The organism is Streptomyces griseus, assembly GCF_001715295.1.
Lineage (GTDB): Bacteria > Actinomycetota > Actinomycetes > Streptomycetales > Streptomycetaceae > Streptomyces > Streptomyces griseus_G.
Genome location: NZ_MDKB01000002.1, coordinates 625,209 through 641,955 on the forward strand (window position 1 = coordinate 625,209; position 16,747 = coordinate 641,955).

At 70.8% G+C, this 16,747-nt stretch carries 14 protein-coding genes and 2 tRNA genes; 4 read left to right on the plus strand and 12 right to left on the minus strand.

Annotation, left to right across the window (positions count from 1 at the left end):
- Positions 1–64 precede the first annotated feature (64 nt).
- Positions 65–484: a Fur family transcriptional regulator gene (locus BA175_RS09285; protein ID WP_069170822.1), complete on the plus strand. Its 420-nt coding sequence runs from the start codon at positions 65–67 to the stop codon at positions 482–484.
- Between the two features lie 359 nt (positions 485–843).
- On the opposite strand, the gene BA175_RS09290 is transcribed toward BA175_RS09285, so the two are convergent.
- From BA175_RS09290 to BA175_RS09305, 4 genes are all read right to left on the minus strand, one after another.
- Positions 844–917 (minus strand) — tRNA-Met (locus tag BA175_RS09290).
- Positions 918–1,020: 103 nt separating this feature from the next.
- Positions 1,021–3,132, minus strand: coding sequence for a tetratricopeptide repeat protein (locus BA175_RS09295; RefSeq protein ID WP_069170823.1), 2,112 nt, complete (start codon positions 3,130–3,132; stop codon positions 1,021–1,023).
- 213 nt (positions 3,133–3,345) lie between these two features.
- Positions 3,346–3,419, minus strand: a tRNA-Met gene (locus tag BA175_RS09300).
- A gap of 42 nt (positions 3,420–3,461) precedes the next feature.
- Entirely contained in the window at positions 3,462–6,410 is a 2,949-nt protein-coding gene (locus BA175_RS09305; protein WP_069170824.1) for a UPF0182 family membrane protein, read from the minus strand.
- A 127-nt stretch (positions 6,411–6,537) separates the two neighbouring features.
- Between BA175_RS09305 and BA175_RS09310 the strand changes: the two genes are divergently transcribed.
- On the plus strand, positions 6,538–7,107 hold the full coding sequence (locus BA175_RS09310) for a PPA1309 family protein (RefSeq protein WP_254667841.1): 570 nt from the start codon (positions 6,538–6,540) through the stop codon (positions 7,105–7,107).
- Positions 7,108–7,141: 34 nt separating this feature from the next.
- Here BA175_RS09310 and BA175_RS09315 read toward each other — a convergent pair whose 3' ends face one another.
- From BA175_RS09315 to BA175_RS09325, 4 genes are all read right to left on the minus strand, one after another.
- Positions 7,142–8,230, minus strand: a complete 1,089-nt coding sequence (locus BA175_RS09315; protein WP_069170825.1) for a YlbL family protein — start codon at positions 8,228–8,230, stop codon at positions 7,142–7,144.
- Between the two features lie 107 nt (positions 8,231–8,337).
- Complete coding sequence (locus BA175_RS31100; protein ID WP_175420787.1) at positions 8,338–8,508, minus strand: hypothetical protein; 171 nt, start codon at positions 8,506–8,508, stop codon at positions 8,338–8,340.
- Positions 8,509–8,635: 127 nt separating this feature from the next.
- A complete protein-coding gene (locus BA175_RS09320; RefSeq protein ID WP_069170826.1) occupies positions 8,636–9,097 on the minus strand; it encodes a molybdenum cofactor biosynthesis protein MoaE in 462 nt (153 codons plus the stop codon).
- A 115-nt stretch (positions 9,098–9,212) separates the two neighbouring features.
- Positions 9,213–10,355 (minus strand): SDR family oxidoreductase, encoded by a 1,143-nt coding sequence (locus tag BA175_RS09325; protein WP_069170827.1) that lies wholly within the window; start codon positions 10,353–10,355, stop codon positions 9,213–9,215.
- Between the two features lie 191 nt (positions 10,356–10,546).
- On the opposite strand from BA175_RS09325, the gene BA175_RS09330 reads away from it, so the two are divergent.
- Entirely contained in the window at positions 10,547–12,031 is a 1,485-nt protein-coding gene (locus BA175_RS09330) for a zinc-dependent metalloprotease (protein WP_069170828.1), read from the plus strand.
- Positions 12,028–12,606, plus strand: a complete 579-nt coding sequence (locus BA175_RS09335; protein WP_069170829.1) for an NUDIX hydrolase — start codon at positions 12,028–12,030, stop codon at positions 12,604–12,606. The genes BA175_RS09330 and BA175_RS09335 overlap by 4 nt, the downstream gene beginning before the upstream one ends.
- 290 nt (positions 12,607–12,896) lie before the next feature.
- Here BA175_RS09335 and BA175_RS09340 read toward each other — a convergent pair whose 3' ends face one another.
- From BA175_RS09340 to BA175_RS09355, 4 genes are all read right to left on the minus strand, one after another.
- On the minus strand, positions 12,897–13,652 hold the full coding sequence (locus BA175_RS09340) for an AIM24 family protein (RefSeq protein ID WP_069170830.1): 756 nt from the start codon (positions 13,650–13,652) through the stop codon (positions 12,897–12,899).
- Between the two features lie 19 nt (positions 13,653–13,671).
- A complete protein-coding gene (locus tag BA175_RS09345) occupies positions 13,672–14,352 on the minus strand; it encodes an AIM24 family protein (RefSeq protein ID WP_069170831.1) in 681 nt (226 codons plus the stop codon).
- A gap of 11 nt (positions 14,353–14,363) precedes the next feature.
- Positions 14,364–15,998: a TerD family protein gene (locus BA175_RS09350; RefSeq protein WP_069170832.1), complete on the minus strand. Its 1,635-nt coding sequence runs from the start codon at positions 15,996–15,998 to the stop codon at positions 14,364–14,366.
- 107 nt (positions 15,999–16,105) lie between these two features.
- Positions 16,106–16,729: a M48 metallopeptidase family protein gene (locus BA175_RS09355; protein WP_069170833.1), complete on the minus strand. Its 624-nt coding sequence runs from the start codon at positions 16,727–16,729 to the stop codon at positions 16,106–16,108.
- Positions 16,730–16,747: the final 18 nt, after the last annotated feature.

Genomic DNA, 16,747 nt, shown 5'->3' on the forward strand with positions numbered 1-16,747 from the left:
TCAAGTGAACATCCAAATTCACACCCGTTCGGGACTCGATCCCTCCACTGTTAGGCTGGATCCCATGAGTGACCTCCTGGAACGACTCCGCGGACGCGGCTGGCGCATGACGGCCCAGCGGCGCGTCGTGGCCGAGGTACTTGACGGTGAGCACGTGCACCTGACGGCGGACGAGGTCCACTCACGTGCGGTCGACCGGCTCCCGGAGATCTCCCGCGCCACCGTGTACAACACGCTCGGTGAGATGGTCTCCCTGGGAGAGGTCGTCGAAGTCTCCACGGACCGGCGCGCCAAGCGGTACGACCCGAACGCCCACCGCCCCCACCACCACCTGGTGTGCGCGCGCTGCGGCGCGATCCGGGACGTGCACCCCTCCGGCGATCCGCTGGCCGATCTGCCGGCCGACGAACGGTTCGGCTTCACCGTCTCCGACGTGGAAGTGACCTACCGCGGCGTCTGCCCGAGCTGCGCGGCCGCGGCCTGAGGCGTCTCGCTCACGAGCGGGGCGTGTTCCGGCAGTCCCGCTCGACCGGCGACAATCGCCCCGGCACCACCGGCATCGCGGCGAGTCTCCGCCGTCGGGGGCCCCGCACCGGATGCCGCCGGGTCGGCACTTCAGGGCGGACGGTGCTCCTCGCGCCTCGCGCCCCGGACCACGCGGACCAGCCGGACCGGCCGGCCGGGAGGGCGGCGCTCGCATGCCGGGAGGGACGGTTCCGCCCCCGTCCGCGCCACGCTCGCACGGAAGCCGGCCGGTCATGGAGTCGGCCGTTCATGAAGCCGACTGCCCGCGCACACGACCGAGGCCCGGATCCTCGAAAGGATCCGGGCCTCGGTCTTCAGTAGCGGGGACAGGATTTGAACCTGCGACCTCTGGGTTATGAGCCCAGCGAGCTACCGAGCTGCTCCACCCCGCGTCGTTGTGAGTGCAACGTTACGGCACCCCGCCGACCAGCGCAAATTCATTGCCGAGGCAGGACGCCGCCGGCCGGCGGGCCAGGACGGGCCCGCCGGCGACCGTCACGCCGTGAGCTCCTGGTGCAACGCCTCCAGCAGCCGGGCGGCCCGCTCGGCCACCTCCGCCGGCCCGAGCTCGACCGCCCGGGCGCACCAGCGCTGGCCCTCGGTGAGCTCACCCCTGCGGGCGGCGAGCAGTGCGAGGCGCAGCGCCGCGCGGCCGTGACCGTCGTTGGCCGCACGGCTCCACCACAGGGCCGCCTCCCGTTCGCTGCCCTCCCGGGCGAGCAGGAGGCCGAGGTTGAACGCCCCGTTACGACTGCCGGACTCGGCGGCCTCGCGGTACCAGCGGGCCGCGTTCTTCATGTCGCCGCGCGCGGCCGCGAGCATCCCCGCCCGGACCTGGGCCCGGCGGTGGCCCTGCTCGGCGGCCCTCTCGTACCACTCCTCGCACTCGGTCCTCTCGGGCATCGGCTGCCCCAGCCCCGGCACGCCGGGAGGCGGCTGCCGCAGGTCGAGGAGGCCGGCCAGCCGGAAGGCGGCCTCGGCGCTGCCGCCGCCCGCCGCGCAGCGCAGATGACGCTCGGCCTCCTGCTCCTCGCCGTCCCGCAGAAGCGCCATGCCGACCTGGAGCGCCGCGTCGGTGTGCCCGGCCGCCGCTGCCCGCCGGTACCAGTCCAGCGCAGCACGGTCCTCGTCACGCCCGGCGTGCAGGATGCCGAGATTGAAGGCCGCGTCCACGCTGCCCGACTCGGCCGCCTTGGAGAACCAGGGCTCGGCGCCGGTCGCGTCACCCGCCTGGAGCAGCAGCACGGCCAGGGCGTTCGCCGCCTCGCGGTGGCCGGCGTAGGCGGCCCGGCGGTACCACTGCTCGGCCTGCGCGACGCGGTCCTGAGCGGCGCAGAGCAGGCCCAGGTTGTACGCGCCGTTGACGTCGCCCGCGTCCATGGCGGCGCGGTACCAGCGCTCGGCCGTCTGCTGCTCGCCCCGCGCAGCGTGCAGCGCGCCCAGAGCGTTGGCGGCGTTGCCGTCGCCCTCCTGGGCGGCGCGCAGCCACCACACGGCGGCGCTCTCCTCGTCCCCCGCGTCGCGCAGCAGGAAGCCTAGGGCGCACGCCGCGCGGGCCTCGCCGTCCTTGGCCGCGGTGAGGTACCAGCGGCCGGCCTCCTTGAGTTCGCCGCGCTGCTCGAGGATGGCCCCGAGGTGCAGGGCCGCGCGGCGGTGCCCCCGCGCGGCGGCCTGCCGGTACCACTGCTCCGCCTCGCGGGCACGGCCGGCCGCGGGACCGGCGACGCGGCCGTGGCGTTTCCCTCCCGCGCCGTCCTCCAGTGCGAACCGGGCGACCGCCCCGGCCTCGCGTCCGAGGCCGAAGGCGTCGTGCGGTTCACCGGCAGCCGTGCGCTCGAGGGCGCGCGCCAGGCGGTAGGCGGCCTCCCGGTGCCCCTGTTCGGCGGCAGCGCGCAGCCAGCGCTCGGCGCCGACGTCACCGCGGTGTTCCAGCAGGTCGGCCAGGGCGTACGCACCGAGGGCATGGCCCTGTTCGGCGGACTGGCGCAGCCAGTACTCGGCGCCGGGCTCGTCCCCGCGCTCGCGGAAGTGGCGCCCGAGCGCGTGCGCGGCGGCGGCGGAACCGGCGACCGCGGCGATGCGCCACCACCCTGCCGCCTCGTCCGCGTATCCCCGCTGGTGCAGAAGGACACCCAGGTTGTTGGCCGCGGCCCGGTCGCCCTCGGCGGTGGCGGCGCGCAGATAGCCCTCGGCGGCGTCCAGGTCGCCTCGTCGCAGCAGGAGCGCACCGAGGACACTCATCGACGCGATGTCCCCGGACTCCGCCGCGCGCCGGTGCCTCGCCTCCGCCTCGTCGGCATGATCGGCCGTGTCCGTGGTGTCCGCCGTGTCGTCGGTGTTCACCGTGTCACCGGTGTCCGGCGTGCCGTCGGCGTCCCCGGCGGCGTCGGAGATCGGAGCACCGGTGAGGGCCTCGGCGTCGCTCGCGCGGGCCGTGCTCGTGGCGAGGGACGTCAGGCCGGCGAGGCCGACGCCGTCAGCGGCTCCGGCGCGCTCGGCGACGGCAGCTGCGAATACCGCATCTGCCACCTTTTCGGTCGCTCGGCCGCGTCGCTGCACAAACCGCCCTGTCTCCAACAGAGTTGCCCTGTCCCCCATAAATACCATCGTCGCACCACCCCCAACCCGCGTACACCTGGAATACCGCGGCCAGTGAGGTCACTTCAGCGTTTTGTCGACATGCCCACAGGGAGACAAGTCAAACACGTCCAGCATCAACTCATGCCCTTCGAACCGCACTTCACCCGGACAACTTGAGAAAATCCGGCCCGGCATGACAAAGGCCCGGATCCTCGAAAGGATCCGGGCCTGAGTCTTCAGTAGCGGGGACAGGATTTGAACCTGCGACCTCTGGGTTATGAGCCCAGCGAGCTACCGAGCTGCTCCACCCCGCGTCGTTGTGTTCAAACCGTACCACGACGCGGGGTGGAGCTTTCTCAGCCGCCCTGGCCGTCACCCTTCTCCCCGGACGCGCCGGCGGAACCGGCCTTGTCCGGCGCTTCGGGCGCGGTGCTGCTGCCAGGCTTGGGCTGGGCCGCCGCGGCCTTCCGGAGAGCGGCCTGCAGGTCGTCCTGCGCCTTGCCGTAGGCCGCCCAGTCGTCCTCCTTCAGGGCCGCCTGACCGTCCGCGTACGCCTTCTGGGCGTCCGCGATCGCCTTCCGCAGCGCGGCGTCCCCGGTGGCGGGGGGTTGCGTGGTGTCGCCCGGGGGCTCGTTCGGCTCCGTGGGCGGAGTGGTCGTGTCGGACCCCTCGACCCCGAAGACGGCGTTGAGCGCCTCCCCCAGGCTGTTCTCGAAGACGACCTTCGAGCCGTACGAGGCGGCCACCTTGCGCAGCAGCGGGTAGTTCTGCGTGCCACCGCGCGTGTAGACCGGTTCGATGTACAGGAAGCCTCCGTCGAGCGGCACCGTGAGCAGGTTGCCGTACTCGATGTCGGAGTCCGTGCCCTTGAGGTTCCTCACGAACTCGGCCACGTCGTCGTTGCCGTTGAGCTCACTCTGCACCTGGCCGGGGCCCTTGACGGTGCTGGTGACTCTCAAGAGTCTGATCTTCCCGTAGTCCTTGCCGGCCGCGTCCGCGTCCACCGCCATGAAGGCTCCCAGGTTGGGACGCCCCTTCGGGGTGAAGGTCGTGGTCAGGGAGAACCTCTGGGCGTCCTGGCCCGGCATCTTCATGCTCAGGTAGTACGGCGGGACGGCCCCGGGCTCCTTGTTGGTCGGGTCGTCCGGCACCTGCCAGGCGTCACTGCCGCTGTAGAACTGGGCCGGGTTCTCGACGTGGTAGCGGGTGAGGAGCTCGCGCTGGACCTTGAACAGGTCCTGCGGGTAGCGCAGGTGGTCCATCAGCTGCTGGGGGATGTCCGACCGGGGCGTGACCGTACCGGGGAACGCCTTGCGCCACGTCTTGAGCACCGGGTCCTCGGTGTCCCACTCGTAGAGCTTGACCTTGCCGTCGTACGCGTCGACGGTGGCCTTCACCGAGTTGCGGATGTAGTTGACCTGGTTCTGCTGGGCGACGACCGCGCGCTGGTTGGTGGTCAGCGAGTCGGCCGTGGTGTCGCCGAGTGTCGTACGCGAGGCGTAGGGATACCCGTTGGTCGTGGTGTACGCGTCGACGATCCACTGGATCCGGCCGCCGACGACCGCCGGGTAGGCGTCGCCGTCGATGGTCAGCCAGGGCGCCACCGCCTCGACGCGCTCCTTGGGCGTGCGGTTGTACAGGATCCGCGACCCCTCGCCGATGGCTCCCGAGTACAGGATCTGCGGCTCGCTGAACGACACCGCGTAGGCGGCCCTGTTGAAGGCGCTGGAGAGACTGACCCCGCTGTCACCCTTGTAGCTGGTGGTCTTCTCGCCGTCCTCCTCGTAGTCGAGCTCCTTCTGGGGCCCGCCGACGATGGAGTACTGCTCGGTCTTCTCGCCGTAGTAGACCCGCTGCTCGTACGTGCCCAGTTCGCCCGTGGTGGGCAGGCCCGACTCCGTGAAGTCCGGGGAGCCCGTCGGGTTGGTGCCCGTCGTCGTGCCGCGGGCCGCGATGACTCCGTAGCCGTGGGTGTACGTGAAGTGGTCGTTGATCCAGTTCCGCTTGGGCAGGCCCTGGAGGTTCAGCTCACGCAGGCCGATGACGGTGTCCTGCTCCTTGCCGTCCGCGCCCTTGTAGCGGTCGACGTCCAGCGTCTTGGGGAACTGGTAGTAGTTCCTCTTCTGCTGGAGCTGCTGGAAGGCCGGCGAGACGACGTTGGGGTCCATCACGCGGTAGCTGGCGGCGGAGTCGGCGCTCGCCCGCAGCTTGGTGGTGTCGTCCGTCGTGCTCGTGCCCGCGTAGTCGTCGACCTCTGCGTCGTCGATGTCGTACGCGTCGCGCGTCGCCTGGATGTTCTTCCGGATGAACGGCGCTTCCTTGGCCTGCTCGTTCGGCTGAACCTGGAACTTCTGCACGATCGCCGGGTACAGCCCGCCGATCAGGATCGCCGAGAGCACCATCAGGCCGAAGCCGATCACCGGCAGCTGCCAGGTGCGCCGCCAGAGCGTCGCGAAGAACAGCACAGCGCAGATCACGGCGATGCAGAACAGGATGGTCTTCGCCGGGAGATAGGCGTTGGCGTCGACGTACCGCAGGCCGGTCCAGTTGTCCGTGGCCTTGAAGTCACTGGACTTCACGGCCAGGCCGTACCGGTCGAGCCAGTACGCCACCGCCTTCAGCGTCACGAAGATGCCCAGCAGCACGGAGAGATGGCCCGTGGCCGCACCCGTGGCCCGCGCGCCGGGGCTGGTGATCCGCAGCCCGCCGTACAGGTAGTGGGTGAGCGCCGCGGCGATCAGCGACAGCACCGCCGCGGCGAAGCCGAAGCCGAGCAGGAAGCGGTACCACGGCAGGTCGAAGGCGTAGAAGGCCACGTCCAGCTTGAACTGGGGGTCCTTCTGCCCGAACGGCACGCCGTTGACATACATCAGCCACGTGCGCCACTGGCCCGAGGCGGAGGCCCCGGAGATCAGCCCGACGAGCGCGGTGACGGCGAGCAGCACCCACTTCTTGTACGGGGCGACGCCCATGCGGTAGCGGTCCAGGCTCTGCTGCTCCAGCGACATCGCGCTCAGCGGCGGCCGGAGCCGGTGCGCGAGCCAGATGTTCACGCCGATGGCCAGGGCCATCAGCAGTCCGAAGACGAGGAACAGTCCGATCTTGGTCCACAGTGTGGTCGTGAAGACGGACGAATACGCGACGGACCTGTACCAGAGCCAGTCCGTCCAGAACCCGGCGAACATGACGAAGGCCATGGCGAGAACCACCAGGACGCCTAGTGTCATGAGCAGGGTACGGACGCGCCGGGACGGGCGGCCGACTCTGATCCGTGGCCCGGTCGGGCCTCCGCCGCGGTCCGGCATCTGGAAAGCCAACGTGCGCACCTCGAAGTTCGCGGTCGTGTGAAGCAGGCCCAGCGATCGTAGAGCCCACCTATGCAACTTACTGAGGCTTTACCTAGTTCCCGATACCGGGGCGGAAGGAGGCAGGATGTTCGGCATGCCCAACGTTTCCCCCTCCGGCCCTCCGATGGCCGCCAGCCCCCTCACCGTCGCCGTCCTCGAGATCGACGCCTACGCCGCGACTCTCGGCTGGGATCAGCCCGCCCGCCTGTTCGCCCTTGTCGACACCGCGCGGCTGCGCGCCCAGGAGCCGGGCCTCGCCGCCCAGCTGGGTCTCGACGACACCTCGTCGACGACCGCCGCCCTCACCCCCGTCGAGCAGGAGGAGCTCCCCGAAGGCACCGCCCTGGACGAGTTCCTCGCCACGATCGCCTGGCCCGACGCCGTGACCGGCTGCGCCATGACCGTCGAGCGGCTGATGCTGCCGCCGTCCGCCGAGGCGTCCGTGCCGGACGGTATGAGCGACTCCGAGCTCACCGCCTGGGTCGCCCGGCACCCGGACCGGCAGGAGGTCCGGATGACGGTGGCGGTACTGCGGGACGGATCCCGGGACTCCGCCGTACGGCTCCGGGAGAAGGACTCGGCGACCGAGGTGCTGACCGGTGCGGGCCTCGTGCCCGGGCTGGCCGAGGCCCTCGCGGCCACCTTCGAGTCCTGATCCCCGCTCGCCGGCCCCCGTGGGGGGCCCGGCCTCAGCCCGCCGAGCAGCTCGGCAGGCCGGCCGTGTCCCCCGTGCGGATCATGTCCAGGGACTTCTTCGCGTCGCCGAGCGTCTTCACGCGCACGAGCGTGAGTCCGTCCGGGGTGTCGGACGCGGCGGCGGCACAGTTGTCGTCGGGGGTCAGGAAGTACCGCGCCCCCGCGTCGCGCGCGCCGACCAGCTTCATGTTGATGCCGCCGATCGGCCCGACCTCGCCGGCGTCGTCGATGGTTCCGGTGCCGGCGACGAACGCGCCGCCCGTCAGCTTGCCGGGCGTCAGCTTGTCGATGATGCCCAGCGAGAACATGAGGCCTGCGCTGGGGCCGCCGACGTCGGCGAGCTTGATGTCGATCTCGAACGGGAAGGTGTGGTCGGTACCCGCCTGGATGCCGACGATCGCCCTGTTCTCCGTGGGCGCCTTCCGTGTCGTGAGGGTGATCTCCTGGGAGCCCCGGGGCTCCTTCCCCGCCTTCTCCGCGGCGGCCGCCACCTTGGCCGGGATGATCGTGAAGACGACCTTCTGACCGGGCTCGTGCTCGGTGACGAGCTTCGCGACGTCCTCGGGCCGCTCGACAGCCGTACCGTCGACGGCCTCGATCACGTCGCCGGCGTGCAGTTCACCCTGGGCGGCACCGTCCTTCAGCACGGTGGAGACGACGACGCGGGACGTCACGGGGATCTTCAGTTCCTTCAGGGCGGCGACCTTGGCGCTCTCCTGGGACTGGCTGAACTCCTCGGCGTTCTCCTGCGTCGACTGCTCCTCCGTCTTGCCGTCCGGGTAGAGGGTGTCGTGCGGCACGATCACACTGTCGTGGGCCAGCCAGCCGTAGACCGCCTCGACGATGTTCATGTCGTAGTCCGCGCCGGTGACCCGGACCGTCGTCATGTTGAGGTGCCCGGACGTGGGATAGGTCTTGTGGCCGCTGATGTGCAGCACCGGCTCGCCACGGGCGTCGCCCAGCGTGTTCACGGTCGGCCCGGGGGACATCTCCGCGTACGGCACGGGGATCAGCACGCCTGCGCAGAGCAGCGCGATCAGGATGAGGGTCGAGGCGAGCATCGTCGCGGTGCGGCGTGGCATGGAACGACAGTACGGGAAGGGGCTGTCAGTGCACCGTCGGGGCCGGTCCGTACGGGCGGACGCGGGAGCGGTGCGGGCGTCGACGACTACGGAGGGTCGACGTGCTCTCAGACGGTCTCGGAACCGGAGTGCGACTTCTCCATCGCATCACGGAACCGGGCATAACCGGCGAGTTCGGTGACGTCACCGGTCGTGCGGTCGCGGGCCGCCCACCCTCCCCATATCGCCGCGCCAAGAGCAGCTATGAGCGGAATCAGAAGCCAAGCGAGTGCTGCCATCACGACCTCCCTACCCCATGAGCGACCGCAATTGACGATCAGAAGATTAACCACCTGCGGGACCAACGCTCGTGGCAGGGGTGCGGTTACGCAAATCGGGGCTGATGACCCCCGGGGCGGTTTGCGGTCAGCCGGCGCCGACCCATTCCTCCGTGCCGTCCGAGAAACGCTGGTGCTTCCAGATCGGGACCTCGTGCTTGAGGTCGTCGATCAGCTTGCGGCAGGCCTCGAACGCCTCACCCCGATGGGCGCAGGAGACGGCGACGACCACCGCCAGATCGCCCACAGTCAGCTCACCCACACGGTGGACGGCGGCCAGCGCCCTGACGGGGAACTCCGCGACGACCTTCTCCGCCACTCTGCGCAGCTCGTCCGTCGCCGTCGGATGGCAGGAGTATCCGAGCGCGCCGACTTCCTGCCCCTCGTCGTGATTACGCACGGTGCCGACGAACAGCGCGATGCCGCCGGCGGCGTCGTCGCCGACCGCACGGAAGATCTCGTCGACGGAGAGCGGCGTCTCCCGGATCTCCAGCAGGCGGATGGGGTCCTGCGCCGCCTGCTCACCGGGGTGGTCCTGGGTGCGTGCCATGGGACCATCGTGCCGTACGCCACCGACATCGCGGAACGGCGCGTTCGGCCGGCCCGGGCCACGCCGTCCCGGAGGCTCCTGCGGGTCCACCGTCGGTGCGGGACCTGCGGACCGGTCAGAAGCGGCGGCGCGCCTTACGGGCACGCCTGACCAGCGCGGCCGTACCGAGCAGGGCGACCGTCGCCCCCGCGGCGCCCGCGGCGGTGGCGTCCTTGCGTCCGAGGCGGCGTCCGGCGAGGGTGTGGCGTCCCTCCACCTCTTCGAGGAGCGCGGCGAGCACGTCCTCGTTGGACCACCGGGGCCGCCACCCCACGTCGTGCAGCCGGCTCACGCTCACCACCCAGGGGTGCATCGTGTAGGCGAGGTCGCCCGCCGGGGACGGGGTGAGACCGATCCTGTGCAGCCGCGCGGCGGCACCCAGCGCGACGGCGGACGGCAGTTCCATCCGGCGCACCCCGGAGAGCTCCTCGACCTCCTCCTGCTCGAGCCACCCGTCGCAGCCGACCGCGAACTCGCCGTCGATCTTCTCGAGCGCGGCGTACTCCAGAGCGCTCACCAGGTCGTCGACGTGGCAGAACTGCCATGCGGGGCGTGATCCGGCGACCACCAGAAGCCTCGGAGACTCGAAGTACCGGGTCAGCGCCGTGTCGGTGCCTCCGACGAGGACCGCGGGACGGACCACCGTGACGTTGAGACCGGGGTGGGCGCGGGGTGCGCGGCGACCCAGCCGTTCGATCTCCAGCAGGTCACCGACGCCGGTGGCCTCCGCGGTGGCGCGCAGTTCGGCGTCCTCGGAGAGCGGCAGGTCGTTGTCCGGCAACGCGCCGTAGACCATCGCCGAGGTGCACAGCACCACCCTGTGCACCCCTACGGCCGCCGCGGCGGTCAGCACCGTCTGCGTGCCACGCACGTTGTACGCGGTACGCGCGGCCGGGTCGGTCTCCAGGTCGAGATCGAGTGCCAGGTGCACGACCACGTCCGCGCCACGCAGCTTCTCCGCGATGGCGGGATCCCGGACGTCCAGGATGTGCCACGTCGCCTCGGAGACGTCGCCCCTGCGCTCGTCTATGGCGATGACCTGCTTGATGTCCTCGGAAGCGGCGAGGTGGGCGGTGAGCAGTTCACCGACGCCGGTCGCGGCGCCGGTGACCGCGACGACGGGACCCCGGCTTCTCGGGCTGTTTTTCGTGGGCTTGCTTTCGGGCGAGGGGTCGGACAGGTTTCGCGCTGCGCGAACCTGCGGATCTGGGGAACTCACCGGGCGTCTCCAGCGGTTGTCTTCAGTACGTACCCGAATGACGCGTGCGTACCAGGTGGCGTCCATCCTGCCGCAGGCCGGGAGCCGACGGAGCACTGAGGGCCCGACCGGGCTTTGGTGTCTACGCTGGATGGTGATGTCGGGCAGTCGCCGTCGGTTCGAGCCGGCGGCCCTACGAGCCGAGGAAACCCGTGAGTGACACCCCATTCGGATTCGGCCTTCCGCCGGAGGAGCCGGAAGACGGCGACGAAGGCAAGAAGAAGGACCCCACCGGAGCCGGGCAGGGCTCGGGCGGGCCGGCCAACCCGTTCGGCTTCGGCCCGGGCGCGGGCGGGGACAACCCGTTCGCGGCGATGTTCGGCTCGATGAACCCGAACGACCTGGGTGCGGCCTTCCAGCAGCTCGGCCAGATGCTGAGCTACGAGGGCGGCCCGGTCAACTGGGACATGGCCAAGCAGATCGCCCGCCAGACGGTTTCGCAAGGTACCCCGGACGGCAGCAAGGACGTGAGCGTCGGCGCTTCGGAGCGGTCCGCCGTGGACGAGGCGCTGCGTCTCGCCGACCTCTGGCTGGACGGCGTGACCTCGCTGCCCTCCGGCTCGGTCTCCTCGGTCGCCTGGAGCCGTGCCGAATGGGTCGAGGCGACGCTTCCCGCCTGGCAGCAGCTGGTGGACCCGGTGGCGGAGCGGGTCGGTCTCGCCATGGGCGACGTCCTGCCGGAGGAGATGCAGGCCATGGCCGGCCCGCTGATCGGCATGATGCGGTCGATGGGCGGCGCCATGTTCGGCCAGCAGATCGGGCAGGCAGTGGGGACGCTCGCCGGTGAGGTCGTCGGCTCGACCGACATCGGCCTGCCGCTGGGCCCGGCCGGCAAGGCCGCGCTGCTCCCGCAGAACATCGAGCGGTTCGGCAAGGACCTCAGCGTTCCGCAGGACGAGGTGCGCCTGTACCTCGCGTTGCGGGAAGCCGCCCACCAGCGGCTCTTCGCCCACGTGCCGTGGCTCCGCTCCCATCTGTTCGGCGCGGTCGAGGCCTACGCGCGCGGCATCAAGGTCGACACCAGCAAGCTGGAGGACGTCGTCGGCCAGTTCGATCCCTCCCAGCCCGAGCAGCTGCAGGACGCGCTGCAGCAGGGCATGTTCCAGCCGGAGGACACCCCGGAGCAGAAGGCGTCGCTGGCCCGGCTGGAGACGGCGCTCGCCCTGGTCGAGGGCTGGGTGGACGCGGTGGTGCACGAGGCGGCCGTCTCCCGGCTCACCTCGGCGGACGCGCTGCGCGAGACGATGCGCAGGCGGCGGGCGTCCGGCGGTCCCGCCGAGCAGACCTTCGCCACTCTCATCGGGCTCCAGCTGCGTCCACGCCGCCTGCGGGACGCTTCGCGGCTGTGGGCCTCGCTCACCGACGCCCGGGGCGTCGACGGCCGTGACGGCCTGTGGGAGCACCCGGACATGCTGCCGACGGCCCAGGACCTGGACGACCCGGACGGCTTCGTCCACCACGAGCAGCTGGACTTCTCCGAGCTGGACAAGATGCTCGGAGAGGCTGCCCAGGGGAAGAGCACGCGGGCGTCCGGCGACACGGACCGGGACACGGGCGACGACCACGCGCAGGACACGCGTGAGGCCGGCGGGGACGGTACCGGACACGACGACGGCAAGGACGACGGCGACCGGTGAGCCTGCACGACGAAGCCGTCCTCGCGCTGAAGGAATACGGCGAGCACCCCGGCAGCAGGACGGACGGGGAGCAGGAAGAGCTGCGGCAGACGTATCTGGAGCACCTGGCCGCGCATCCGGACGGCATGTGGAAGTCGTGCGGGGCGGGGCACCTGACCGCCAGCGCGCTGGTGATCGATCCGGAGCGCGGCGCGGTCCTGCTGACCCTGCACAGAAAGCTGCGGATGTGGCTGCAGATGGGCGGACACTGCGAACCGCAGGACGCCACGCCGGCGGCCGCGGCCCTGCGTGAGGCCACGGAGGAGTCGGGGATCACCGGGCTCACCCTGCTGGCGGGCGGACCGGTCCGGCTGGACCGGCATCCGATCCCCGCCCCCTGCCACTGGCATCTCGACGTCCAGTACGCGGCGACCGCTCCGCCCGGGGCGGCTGAGCGGATCAGCGACGAATCCCTCGACCTGCGCTGGTTTCCCTACGACGAGGTGGCCGGGGTGGCCGACGCCTCCGTCGTGCGGCTGCTGGAAGGGGCCAGGGCGAGGCTGCAGGAGCAGGGCCGCCGCACGTTCCGCGCCTGAGGGTTTCGCGCAATTCCGCGCCCGCCGTGAAGTGCTGGACAGCCCTGAGCGCCGTCTGCCCGGAGGACAGGACCTGCCGGCCCTCCGCCGTGCGATCTCACGGCGGAGGGCCACCCGGTATCCCGACGCCACGGCGACTGTGCGCACCTGGCGTCGCCGGGTGGGCGGGGTGGCGGACGGGGTCTTCGACACGCGCCCCGGATGTCATGGCCGGGAGGGGCGGCCTCCGCAGACGCCGCCCCTCCGTGTCCGTCCGGTCCGGGACGGACACGTCGACCGTGCCGAACCGCTCAGTTCCAGGCGTTGTTCTGGTTCTGGCCGCGGGCCCCGTGCTGACCCACGCCGAACTGCGCCGCCGCGCCCTGGCCCATCTGGGCGTTCTGCGGAGGCAGCACCTCGCTCGGCTGTACGAGGGCGAAGCCCGTGCCCAGGAAGCTGAGCTCCCAGCCCTCCCCCGTGTTGCCACGGCGCCGGGTGACGCCCGAGGAGTGGGTCTGCGCCTGCATCTGCACCCGTAGCCCGCTGGACCAGGCGACGATGGCGTCGGCGTCGGCGTTGACGTACTTCTCCGGGGTGACCTGCATCATCAGGGGCTGGCCGGACGTCATCAGCGCCACCTTGCCGGTCCCGGAGATGTTCAGCTGGTACTTGCCCGTCCCGGAGATCCCGTACTGGCTGTCCACGGCGATGACCTCGGTGTGCAGCGAGGAGTCCAGCGCCAGGACGTACGTACTGTCGACCGTCATGCCCTCGCGGTCGACGTCGACCAGGTGGATGTGCTGGGCGAGGTTGGCCAGATAGACCGTCCCCTGGCCGGAGCAGCGCATCAGGTCGAGGCCCTCGCCCGTGTTCCGGCGGGCGCTCCGCTGCCCCTGCGACTGGTATTCGCCGTCGAACTCCATGAGCCCCTGGTAGGCGACCATGGCGCCCTTGCGGGCGAGGACATCGTCGTGGCCGGTCAGCGAGACCCGCAGGAGCTGCGGGTTCTGGATGGTGTACCGGTCCTGCGACTGCTGTTCGGTGTGGCTGAAAAGCGGACTCTGCATGATGTGTCTCTCCCCCCGCTCAGTTCCTGATCCGCAGGCGGTCGGTGCTGTCCTCGCTCGGCTGGACAACGACGATGCCCTGCCCGGAGAACGCCATCTGGTACGCCTCTCCGCTGCCCCGTCCGATGAGGGAGCCGGCCTTGAAGCTGCGCTTGCCCTTCACCTTGAGGTTGGGCGACCAGGCGACGAGCGCGTCCGGGTCGACGTACGTCTCGTCCTCGCCCCGGCCGCACTCGACGACGATCGGTGTGCCACGCGAGGTGATGGCCACCCACCCCGTCCCCTGGATCCCGACGTTCCACAGGCCCTGGCCGGTGAACTTGGCCAGACCCTTGACCCGTTCCACGCCCCAGGAGAGGTGGCCGTCGAAGGCGAGGAGGTTGGTGCCGTTGACGGACAGCGCGTCGTTGTCGAGATTGATGACGACCACGTCGGCGCCGTAGTCGGCGAGGTAGAGCAGCCCGTCACCGGCGCACTTCATCAGAGGCGCGCCCTCGCCGGTGATCCACTGCGCGGCGATCTGGCGGACGGCGGGCGGATTGGGCTCGTACTGGATGAAGCCCTCATAGGCCACCATCGAGCCGGTACGTGCGTAAAGGTCCTGGCCGGAGGCCATGGCGACCTTGAGCATCGTGCGGCCGTGGTTCTCCATCCTGGCCGTGACGGGGGTCGGGGCGAAGCCCGCGAGTTGCTGGTTCATGACGGGCTCCCTCAGACCTCGTAGGGCTGGACGACGATGAAGTTCCCGGGCGCTCCCCGGAACTGGAGGTTGACGGTCTCCCCGCTGTGACCGGGGTACGCGTTACGGCGCAGCCGGACCTGGCTGGAGATGATCACCTGGGAGGCGGACGACCAGGCCACCACGGCGTTGCAGTCGGCGAACGTGGTCGGGGTGACCGGCAGGACCACCGGGGTCCCGTGGGTCTTGACGACGACGGTGCCGGTGCCCTGGAACAGCATGGTGAACAGGGCCCCGCCCGGTATCCCGTGTCCCTCGATCCTGCGGACCTCGTACTGCAGCGACTCGTCGAAGGCGAGGACGTTCTCGGCGGAGACGCAGATGCCGTCACCCTGGAGTTCGATCGGGTGCAGGTGCGATCCGTCCTCGGCGAGGAAGACCTGGCCACGGCCGGTACAGCGCATCAGCTGCATCTCCTGGCCGGTCGCGTTGCCGACCACACGGCCGGTGAAACCGGCACCCTTGTAGCCGAAGTCGACCTTGCCCTGGTACATCACCATGCTGCCCTGGCGGGCCAGTACCCCGGCACCTCCCATGGTCAGGTCGACGCGCATGAGCTGCTGGTTCTGCGGGGTCCAGCGCTGCCCGGTGGCCGTCTCCTTGTAGAGCCGCAGGGCGGCCTGCAGCCCGGCGCCTCCCTGGGGAACGCCTTGGGGCACGCCCGGGTGCTGCTGGCCGTACGGGGCCTGGGGCTGCTGCCCGTAGGCCGGAGCGCCGGGGGGCTGCTGGCCGTACGGGGGCGTCGGGGGCTGCTGACCGAACGGCGGGGCGCCGGGAGGTGCGGGCGGGCCCGGGACCTGCCCGAACTGCGGATGCTGGGGCGGCTGCCCGTAGGGGCCGGGCGCCTGGGGGGCCGGGGGCGCCTGGGGGGTCATGGGCGCCTGAGGGGCCGGCACCCCTGCCATCGTGGGTGCCGTGTGCAGCGGCTGCTGCGGCGCCGCAGCCGGGGCGCCGAAGGCGGGTGGGGGCGGGGGCGCCTGGGGCGCGGCCGGAGCGCCGAACGCCGGAGGCGCGGTGGCCTGGGACGGTGGGGCGAACGACGGAGCGGCGCCCTGCGGCGGCGCGGCGGGGGCCTCCTCCTCGGCCACCTCTCCGCCGAAGTTCTTCAGCAACGCGTCCAGCCCGCCGTCGAAGCCCTGGCCGACGGCAGCGAACCGCCAGACGTCCTTCAGGTAGAAGTCACCGAGCATGACGGCCCGCTCGGTGGTGAACTCCGAGCCGGTGAAGGCGTACCTCGCCACCTCCTCGCCACCCGCGACGATACGGATGTACCCGGGACCGGCCTGGGACATCTGTCCCGCACCGTCCAGGGTGGCGGTGAAGGACAACTTGTGGACGGCGGCCGGAATACGGTCCAGGGTGACGCGGAACGACTCGGTGTCACCGGCCTGAGCACCGAGAAGCTGAATCGACTCCTCGGGCGATTTCGGTTGGTTGAAGAAGATGAAATACCGGTCGTCCGAGAGCCGTTCGTCGGCGTCGAGGCCGAAGCAGCTGATGTCGAACGTCAGGCCCGGTCCGGCGATCTGCACACCTACGTACAGATCCGTCCCCGGCGTGAGGTCACTGATCTTGGCCTTGTGGCCGCGTTGGAATTCCCTGGCCATGCGTAACGACCGTCCCCCATCCCGAAGGTGAATACGTCGCGTCAGGCTAACCGCAAACCACGACGGCGGGCTAAGTCGGTACAGACCCGGTACAGAATCACCGAACGTCACACTTCGCGTGCGGCGGGCAGGCCCGGCAGCCGGTCGGCCGCCACGATCCCTTCGAGATAACCACGGGCCCGCTCGGTACGCGGATAGGACTCCAGCAGGCGCCAGAAACGCGGACCGTGGCCGGGCACCAGCAGATGGGCCAGCTCGTGGAGGAGCACGTAGTCGACGACGTACTCCGGCATTCCCTGCAGCCGGTGAGAGAGGCGGATGCTGCCTTCCGCGGGGGTGCAGGAGCCCCAGCGCGTGTTCTGGTTGGTCACCCAGCGCACCGAGGCGGGCCTCGCCCGCCCGTCGAGATACTGGACGGACAGCCGCTCGGCACGCTCGGCGAGCGCGCCGTCACCGATCACCCGCCGGCTCTCCTGCGCGGCGAGCTTGTCGAGCATCACGCCGACCCAGCGCTGCTCGTCGGCCTCCGACATCCGGGCCGGAATGAGCACGATGGTGCGGTCACCCTCCCGGTAGGCGGAGACCGTCCTGCTGCGCCGGGCGCTCCGGCGGACCTCTACGGCGCTCGTCACGGAGGCGCGGGACTGTCGGGCGGCCGCACTGCGCCGGTCGCGTACGGCGCCGCGCGCGGGTGGCTCCCCGGCGGGGCCGGGCGAGGAGTCGGCGGGCATGCCATGACGTTACCCGCT